The sequence below is a fragment of the Burkholderia sp. Bp9015 genome (assembly GCF_003853505.1).
In the GTDB taxonomy this organism is placed as follows: Bacteria; Pseudomonadota; Gammaproteobacteria; order Burkholderiales; family Burkholderiaceae; genus Burkholderia.
In genome coordinates this window covers 115,515-124,299 of sequence record NZ_QTPZ01000024.1, presented here as the reverse complement: position 1 = coordinate 124,299, position 8,785 = coordinate 115,515, and the positions used below count along the sequence as shown (strand labels likewise).

The 8,785-nt window shown below is 66.1% G+C and carries 9 protein-coding genes; 6 read left to right on the top strand and 3 right to left on the bottom strand.

All coding sequences use genetic code 11. The annotated features are described in order from the left end of the window. Window positions 1-234, top strand: a 234-nt coding sequence (locus DIE12_RS38185; RefSeq protein ID WP_185640996.1) for a hypothetical protein, incomplete at its 5' end; no start/stop codon positions are given. A gap of 159 nt (window positions 235-393) precedes the next feature. Here DIE12_RS38185 and DIE12_RS24310 read toward each other — a convergent pair. Beyond that, window positions 394-1,170 (bottom strand): enoyl-CoA hydratase, encoded by a 777-nt coding sequence (locus DIE12_RS24310; RefSeq protein WP_044845869.1) that lies wholly within the window; start codon window positions 1,168-1,170, stop codon window positions 394-396. 129 nt (window positions 1,171-1,299) lie between these two features. Between DIE12_RS24310 and paaN the strand changes: the two genes are divergently transcribed. The 5 genes from paaN to paaK all read left to right on the top strand — a co-directional run bounded on the left by paaN (window position 1,300) and on the right by paaK (window position 6,924). Continuing rightward, window positions 1,300-3,006, top strand: coding sequence for a phenylacetic acid degradation protein PaaN (paaN, locus tag DIE12_RS24305; RefSeq protein ID WP_124522165.1), 1,707 nt, complete (start codon window positions 1,300-1,302; stop codon window positions 3,004-3,006). Between the two features lie 87 nt (window positions 3,007-3,093). Further along, complete coding sequence (gene pcaF / locus DIE12_RS24300; RefSeq protein WP_124522167.1) at window positions 3,094-4,296, top strand: 3-oxoadipyl-CoA thiolase; 1,203 nt, start codon at window positions 3,094-3,096, stop codon at window positions 4,294-4,296. 45 nt (window positions 4,297-4,341) lie between these two features. Beyond that, entirely contained in the window at window positions 4,342-5,133 is a 792-nt protein-coding gene (gene paaG, locus DIE12_RS24295; protein ID WP_124487913.1) for a 2-(1,2-epoxy-1,2-dihydrophenyl)acetyl-CoA isomerase PaaG, read from the top strand. Between the two features lies 1 nt (window position 5,134). Continuing rightward, window positions 5,135-5,587 carry a hydroxyphenylacetyl-CoA thioesterase PaaI gene (paaI, locus tag DIE12_RS24290; protein WP_185640997.1) on the top strand — a complete coding sequence of 151 codons (453 nt, stop codon included), beginning with the start codon at window positions 5,135-5,137 and terminating at the stop codon, window positions 5,585-5,587. 38 nt (window positions 5,588-5,625) lie between these two features. After that, the gene (gene paaK, locus DIE12_RS24285; RefSeq protein ID WP_044845874.1) at window positions 5,626-6,924 is read left to right on the top strand and encodes a phenylacetate--CoA ligase PaaK; all 1,299 of its coding nucleotides are present in this window, start codon (window positions 5,626-5,628) and stop codon (window positions 6,922-6,924) included. A gap of 136 nt (window positions 6,925-7,060) precedes the next feature. Here the strand turns inward: paaK and DIE12_RS24280 are convergent, their stop codons facing one another. Both DIE12_RS24280 and apaG read right to left on the bottom strand, forming a co-directional pair. Next, window positions 7,061-8,293, bottom strand: coding sequence for a murein transglycosylase A (locus tag DIE12_RS24280; protein ID WP_124522169.1), 1,233 nt, complete (start codon window positions 8,291-8,293; stop codon window positions 7,061-7,063). Between the two features lie 78 nt (window positions 8,294-8,371). Then, window positions 8,372-8,746: a Co2+/Mg2+ efflux protein ApaG gene (gene apaG, locus DIE12_RS24275; protein WP_057924835.1), complete on the bottom strand. Its 375-nt coding sequence runs from the start codon at window positions 8,744-8,746 to the stop codon at window positions 8,372-8,374. Between the last annotated feature and the right edge of the window lie 39 nt (window positions 8,747-8,785).

Sequence of the window (8,785 nt, the reverse complement as noted above, 5' to 3'; positions counted from 1 at the left end):
TTTAAAGAGCATTTCTGCGAGGACCCGGAGGCTTTCTCAGCAGCGCTGCGTTTTCAGCAGCAGAGAAGCGAGATTATTAACCGCTTTTTTCAGTTCGTCAACAACTTTTTAACTACTTCGTTGCGACGGCTGGGGTTCAACTTCTTGCACCGCCGAGGCCGCTACGACCAGCCCGACAGCACCGCTTCCCTTCTTCTCCCGCGCCGCGTTTCCGTTAGCGCGAAAGAGGCGTGATTCTAAGCACCTGCCCCGCTCTCCGCAACCCCTTTGTGAAAATATTTTGAAAAGCCCCCGTGCGCTGCCGCGCACGGGGGCTTTGGGTTCATTGCACCAGGCGATCATGGCGGCGACCGACACCCGTCGCTCGCCAAGCTCCACCCGGCCGCCGGCGAATCAACGGTTCTTGAATACCGGTTTCCGCTTCTCGACGAATGCCGCCATCCCTTCCTTCTGATCTTCGGTAGCGAACAACGAATGGAACAGTCGACGCTCGAAATGGACACCCTCGGCCAGCGTCGTCTCGTATGCGCGGTTCACCGACTCCTTGACCATCATGACCGCCGGCAGCGAAAACTCGGCGATCGTCGTCGCAGCGGCAATCGCCTCGTCGAGCAGCTTGTCGGCAGGCAGCACACGCGACACCAGCCCGGCCCGCTCCGCCTCGGCTGCATCCATGAAACGTGCGGTCAGGCACATGTCCATGGCCTTCGCCTTCGAGACCGCGCGCGGCAGGCGCTGCGTACCGCCTGCGCCAGGCATCACGCCCAGCTTGATCTCGGGTTGACCGAACTTGGCCGTTTCCGCCGCGAAGATGATGTCGCACATCATCGCGAGTTCGCAGCCACCGCCGAGCGCGAAGCCCGCCACGGCAGCGATGATCGGCTTGCGGATCTCGCGGACGGTCTCCCAGTTACGGGTGATGTAGTCGCCGCGGTAAACATCCATATAGGAATAGGTCGCCATCATGCCGATGTCGGCCCCGGCCGCGAACGCCTTCTCGCTCCCCGTCACGACGATTGCGCCGATCTCGTCGTCCGCGTCGAACGCCTTCAGCGCAGCGCCCAATTCATCCATCAATGCATCGTTCAGCGCATTCAGCGCCTTCGGACGGTTGAGCGTGACCAGCCCGACTCGCCCCCGGGTCTCCACCAGGATGTTCTCGTAAGACATCTATTTCTCCTCGATCAATGAAATGAGAAACGCCTCGCACATGCGAATAGTTTGATGCTACCATTCTCCGACCAACCGGTCGGTTAATTAATCGATCCAACCCTTCTCAACGTCCATCAGGCCGCCGTCATGACCCATGCACTGTTCACGAAGCACGAAGACACGCTGAAACACGCCCTCGCCGCCATCGAGAGCCGCGGGTACTGGAGCCCGTTCGCGGAAATGCCGAGTCCCAAAGTGTACGGGGAAAGCGCGAGCGCCGATGGCGAAGCGGCGTTCAAAGCACACCTCGGCAACACGTTCGTGCTCGACCAGCCGGCGTCCGACGGAACCGTCGGCGCGGAGCAGTCGCCGTACGGGGTCGCGCTGGACATCCGCTACCCGAAATCGACGCCCGACGAACTGATTGCCGCGGCCGCCGCGGCCCAGCGTGCATGGCGCGAAGCCGGCCCGAGCGCCTGGATCGGCATCAGCCTGGAAATTCTCGCGCGACTGAATCGTGCGAGCTTCGAGATTGCCTACAGCGTGATGCACACGACGGGCCAGGCGTTCATGATGGCCTTCCAGGCCGGCGGCCCGCACGCGCAGGATCGCGCACTCGAAGCGGTCGCCTACGCATGGGACGAATTGCGTCGCATCCCCGCCGATGCGCACTGGGAGAAGCCGCAAGGCAAGAACCCGCCGCTCGCGATGCACAAGCGCTATACGATCGTCCCGCGCGGCACCGGCCTCGTGCTCGGCTGCTGCACGTTCCCGACCTGGAACGGCTACCCGGGCCTGTTCGCCGACCTGGCGACCGGCAACACGGTGATCGTCAAACCCCATCCGGGCGCGATCCTGCCGCTCGCGATCACGGTCCGCATCGCCCGCGACGTGCTGCGCGAAGCCGGCTTCGATCCGAACGTCGTCACGCTCCTCGCGACCGAGCCGAACGACGGCGCCCTCGTGCAGGACCTCGCGCTGCGTCCTGAAATCAAGCTGATCGACTTCACGGGCAGCACGCAAAACGGCACGTGGCTCGAACGCAATGCCCACCAAGCACAGGTGTATACCGAGAAGGCAGGCGTCAACCAGATCGTGATCGACTCGACCGACGACCTGAAGGCTGCAGCCAAGAACATCGCGTTCTCGCTGGCGCTGTACTCCGGCCAGATGTGCACGGCACCGCAGAACATCTATGTGCCGCGCGACGGCATCCGGACGGCAGACGGTCATGCGAGCTTCGACGAAGTCGCACAGGCCATCGCCGTCTCCGTGCAGAAGCTGACCGGCGACCCGGCGCGCTCGGTCGAACTGATCGGCGCGATCCAGAACGACGGCGTGACCGCGCGCATCGACGACGCGCGCAAGCTCGGCCGCGTGCTCGCCGACAGCCAGACGCTCCAGCACCCGGCGTTCGCCGACGCTCGCGTGCGCACGCCGCTCGTGCTGCAACTCGACGTGGCCGACCGCGCGAAGTTCACGCAGGAATGGTTCGGCCCGATCTCGTTCGTGATCGCGACCGACTCGACCGCGCAGTCGCTCGATCTCGCCGGCGAAATCGCCGCGGAACATGGCGCATTGACGCTGTCCGTCTACAGCACCGACGACAAGGTCCTCGACGCTGCGCACGATGCGGCGGTGCGTGGCGGCGTCGCGCTGTCGATCAACCTGACGGGCGGCGTGTTCGTCAACCAGTCGGCCGCCTTCTCCGACTTCCACGGCACCGGCGCGAACCCGGCCGCCAACGCGGCGCTGGCCGACCCGGCGTTCGTCGCCAATCGGTTCCGCGTGGTGCAAAGCCGCGTCCATGTTGCGCCGAAGGCAGTGCCTGCGGAAGCCGGCCAGACGGCATAACCCGAATGGCCGACGTGCAAACGCCGCCACGTTCTCTACCATGAACGAATCCGTCAACCGGCGGGTTCGTTGCACATCGACACACCCATGACCGACGCCTACATCTGCGACGCGATTCGCACCCCCATCGGCCGCTACGGCGGCGCCCTGAAAGACGTTCGTGCCGACGATCTCGGCGCGGTGCCGCTCAAGGCGCTGATCGAACGCAACCGCAACGTCGACTGGTCGGCCATCGACGACGTGATCTACGGCTGCGCGAACCAGGCCGGCGAGGACAACCGCAACGTCGCGCGCATGTCCGCGCTGCTTGCGGGCCTGCCGACCGCCGTGCCGGGCACGACGCTGAACCGGCTGTGCGGCTCGGGCATGGACGCCGTCGGCACCGCCGCGCGCGCGATCAAGGCGGGCGAGGCACGCTTGATGATCGCGGGCGGCGTCGAAAGCATGACGCGCGCGCCGTTCGTGATGGGCAAGGCCGCCAGCGCGTTTGCGCGCCAGGCCGCCATTTTCGACACGACGATCGGCTGGCGTTTCGTCAATCCGCTGATGAAACAGCAATACGGCGTCGATTCGATGCCGGAGACGGCCGAGAACGTCGCGGTCGACTACGACATCAGCCGCGCCGACCAGGACCTGTTCGCGCTGCGCAGCCAGCAGAAAGCCGCGCGCGCGCAGCGGGACGGCACGCTCGCCGAGGAAATCGTCCCGGTGACGATTCCGCAGAAGAAAGGCGACGCGCTCGTCGTATCCGTCGACGAGCATCCGCGCGAAACGTCGCTCGAAGCGCTCGCGAAGTTGAAGGGCGTCGTGCGCCCGGACGGCTCGGTGACGGCCGGCAACGCGTCGGGCGTCAACGACGGCGCATGCGCAGTGCTGCTCGCCAACGCGGAAGCCGCCGATCAATACGGGCTGCGCCGCCGTGCGCGCGTCGTCGGCATGGCGACCGCCGGCGTCGAGCCGCGCGTGATGGGCATCGGCCCGGCGCCGGCCGCGCAGAAACTGTTGCGCCAGCTCGGGATGACGATCGACCAGTTCGACGTGATCGAGCTGAACGAGGCATTCGCGTCGCAGGGTCTCGCGGTGCTGCGCATGCTCGGCATCGCCGACGACGATCCGCGCGTGAACCCGAACGGCGGCGCGATCGCGCTCGGCCACCCGCTCGGCGCATCGGGCGCCCGGCTCGTGACCACGGCACTTCATCAACTCGAGCGTACGGCCGGCCGCTTTGCGCTCTGTACGATGTGCATCGGCGTCGGCCAGGGCATCGCGATCGCCATCGAACGCGTGTAACCGACGCACCGCGCGCCTATAACGAAGTCATGAAGGAGACACTGCATGTCATATCAGGCGATCCAGCTGGATATCGATCAGGCTGCCCACGTGGCCACGATCACCCTCAACCGTCCGGACAAGCTGAACAGCTTCACGCGGGCAATGCACCGCGAATTGCAGTCGGCACTCGATGAAGTCGAGACGGCCGGCGCGCGTGCGCTGATCCTGACGGGTGCGGGGCGCGGCTTCTGCGCAGGCCAGGACCTGGCCGACCTCGACTTCACGCCGGGCGCGTCCACCGACCTCGGCACGCTGATCGACGAGCATTTCAATCCACTGATCCGCCGCCTGCAACGCATGCCGATTCCGGTGATCGCCGCCGTCAACGGCACGGCGGCCGGCGCCGGCGCGAATCTCGCGCTCGCCTGCGACATCGTGTTCGCCGCGCGCTCGAGCAGTTTCATCCAGGCCTTCGTCAAGATCGGGCTCGTGCCCGATTCGGGCGGCACATGGTTCCTGCCGCAACGCGTCGGCATGGCACGCGCGCTGGGGCTCGCCCTGACCGGCGACAAGCTCGGCGCCGAACAGGCCGAACAATGGGGCTTGATCTGGCGCGCGGTCGACGACGATGCGCTCGCCGCGTCGGCCCGTCAAGTTGCCAACCAGCTCGCGCAGCAACCGACGCTCGCGATCGCGTCGATCAAGCAGTCGATGCGCGACAGCGTCACGAATACGCTCGACCAGCAGCTCGACCTCGAGCGTGACCTGCAGCGCAAGCTCGGCCAGTCGTACGACTACGCGGAAGGCGTGAAGGCGTTCATCGAGAAGCGCGCGCCGCGGTTCGAGGGACGTTGACATGACCACCCCCACCGACACGCTCGACCCCGATGCGCTCGCCCGTGCGGCGGCACGGGCCATGTACGACGCGGACGCCTGCAGCCGCGCGTTCGGCATGGAAATCGCCGAAGTGCGCGCCGGCTACGCACGCCTGCAGATGCGCGTACGGCCGGAATTCCTGAACGGGCACCAGACCTGCCACGGCGGCATCATCTTCACGCTCGCCGATTCGACGTTCGCGTTCGCGTGCAACTCGTACAACCTGAATACCGTTGCCGCGGGCTGCTCGATCGAATACCTGCGCCCCGTCTACGGCGACGACCTGCTGACGGCCGAGGCGATCGAGCAGACACGCAGCGGCCGGCATGGCGTCTACGACATCCGCGTCACGAACCAGACAGGCGAAACGGTCGCGATGTTTCGCGGCAAATCGGCCCAGATCAAGGGCACGGTCCTCCCGGAAGACCGCTGACGTCCACGGCTCGCTCATAACAATCACTGGAGACAGGCATGACTACCCCGCTACCGCTCGAGCCGATCGAGACCGCTTCACGCGACGAGCTGACCGCGTTACAGCTCGAACGCCTGAAATGGTCGCTCCGGCATGCGTATGAGCACTCCCCCGTCTATCGCCGCAAATTCGACGAAGCGGGCGTGCATCCCGACGACCTGAAGACACTCACGGATCTGTCGCGCTTCCCGTTCACGACCAAGAGCGACCTGCGCGACAGCTACCCGTTCGGCATGTTCGCGGTGCCGCAGGACCAGATCTCGCGCATTCACGCGTCGTCGGGCACGACCGGCAAGCCGACCGTCGTCGGCTATACGGCGCGCGACATCGATACGTGGGCGAATCTCGTCGCACGCTCGATCCGCGCGGCCGGCGCGCGGCGCGGCGACAAGGTTCACGTCAGCTACGGCTACGGTTTGTTCACCGGCGGGCTCGGCGCACACTACGGCGCCGAACGCGCAGGGCTCACCGTAATCCCGTTCGGCGGCGGCCAGACCGAGAAGCAGGTGCAGCTGATCCAGGATTTCCGGCCCGACATCATCATGGTGACGCCAAGCTACATGCTGTCGATCGCCGACGAGATCGAGCGCCAGGGTCTCGATCCCGCGCAGAGTTCGCTGCGCATCGGCATCTTCGGCGCGGAACCGTGGACGAACGACATGCGCGTGGCCATCGAGCAGCGGATGGGCATCGACGCGGTCGACATCTATGGGCTGTCCGAAGTGATGGGCCCGGGCGTCGCGTCGGAATGCGTCGAGACCAAAGACGGCCCGACCATCTGGGAAGACTACTTCTACCCGGAAATCATCGACCCCGAAACCGGCGAAGTGCTGCCGGACGGTGAACTCGGCGAGCTGGTCTTCACGTCGCTGACCAAGGAAGCGCTGCCGATCATCCGCTATCGCACCCGCGACCTCACGCGCCTGCTGCCCGGCACCGCGCGCACGATGCGCCGGATGGAAAAGATCACCGGGCGCTCGGACGACATGATGATCGTGCGGGGTGTCAACGTCTTCCCGACGCAGATCGAGGAACAGCTGCTGAAGCAGCGCGCGCTGGCACCGCACTATCAGATCGTGCTGACGAAGGAAGGTCCGCTCGACGTGCTGACGCTCAATGTCGAGCCGTGTCCCGAAACGGCGCCGGACACGGCCGCGATCCACGCGGCCAGACAGGCGCTCGCACACGACATCAAGTCGCTGATCGGCGTGACGGCTGTCATCAACGTATTGCCCGTGAACGGAATCGAGCGCTCGGTCGGCAAGGCGCGACGCGTCATCGACAAGCGCAAGGGCTGATACCGGCTACGGCACGAGGGCGCTCCGGAACAGCGATCATGCGCGGCCCTCGAAAAAACAGCCCGACCGGCCAAAACCGGTCGGGCTGCCTCGTCTCGATGCGCCGGCTACACGTGCGTGCCGGCGTCACCGCGGATCACGAATTCGGGAACAGCAGCCACATCCGGCCGATCTGCTTCATCCGTCCGGCCTGGTCGCCGGCGTCGTCGCCGAGCCCCCAGAAATAGTCGGCCCGCACGCCGCCCTTGATCGCGGAACCCGTGTCCTGCGCGAACACGAGCCGGTTCATCGGCGTATTGGTCAGCGGACGCGTGGTCTGCAGGAACACCGGCGTGCCGAGCGGGATCGACGACGGATCGACCGCGATCGAACGCTCCGCCGTGAGCGGCACGCCGAGCGCACCGATCGGGCCGTCCGCGCCGCCGTGCGGTGCATCTTCCTTCGTCGGCATGTCGCGGAAAAACACGAATCGCGGATTCGTGTCGAGCAACGCATCCACGCGCGTCGGGTTCGCCTTCGCCCACGCCTTGATGCCCTGCATCGTCGCCTGGGCGGGCGTCAGCTCGCCGCGATCGAGCAGCCACTTGCCGATCGAGCGATACGGCTGGTTGTTGGTGCCGCCGAAACCCACCCGCATCACCGAACCGTCGTCGAGCAGCACGCGTCCCGAGCCCTGCACCTGCAGGAAGAACGCCTCGATCGGATCGTCGACCCACACGAGTTCGTTGCCGTTCAGGATGCCGGCGCGCTCGAGCTGCGCGCGAGCGGGCAGCGCGGCACCGGCACGATAGCCGGCCGGCCAGCGGTACAGCGCGTACTGGTAAGGACCGCGACGCACGCGGGAGCCATGCAGCAGCGGCTCGTAATAGCCGGTCACGAGCCCGTCGAGCGTGCCGTCGGTGTTCGCCAGCTGAAACGGCGTGAAATACGTTTCGAAGAAGGTACGCGCGCTGCTGACGTCGAGTTCGTCGAGGCGATCGGCGGCCGCGCAGGCGCGCTGCCACGCCGGCTGCCGCGCAAGCCGCGCGCAGTTCTGCCGCAGCGCGGCCGTCGCGCCGATCAGCGAATCGTCCTGCCACCCCGGCACCTGTTGCCATGCGACCGGCGTCAGCCGCTTCGCGGCGACCTGCCCCGGCACGATCGCCGCACCGGTCGGCGGCTTGAGCGTCGACGTGCGCGTCGGCGCGCCGCCGCACGCGGCAAGCAGCGCTGCCGCTGCGACCGCCGCAACCCAGCCGGCCGCCCGCGGCCCAAACCACATACAATGTCCGTTCTTGATGGAAACCGCCATGTCAGATTTTCTCGACCAATATCCGATGCTCATCTTCGCGCTCGAAGCCTTCGTAGCGCTTGCCCTGCTGGTCTTCATCGTCGTGTGGACGTCGTCGGGCAGGAAGAAGCACGCCCGCGGCAACGACCGCCAGCCGCGCTGACCAGCCCCGCACGCTCAATGCAGCGTGCGCGGCATGTGCAGCGCAAACTCGTCGACCGGCGCGTCGAACCGCTCGCCGTCCTCCGCCACGCAAAAGTACGCGCCGCGCATCGTGCCGACCGGCGTCGCGATCACGGCCCAGCTCGTGTATTCGAACTGTTCGCCCGGCTGCAGCAGCGGCTGGTGCCCGACGACGCCGAGCCCCTTCACTTCCTGCACGTGGTTTTCGCTGTCCGTGATGATCCAGTGACGCGCGATCAGCTGGGCCGCGACCTGCCCGGTATTGCGGATGGTCAGCGTGTACGCGAATGCGTATTGACGCCGATCGGGGTCGGATTGTTCCGGCAAGTAGCTGGTTTTCACCGAAACGGTGAACTGATACTGACTCATGATGTTTCCGCTGTAGGTAACCGCCCGCGCCCACTCGAG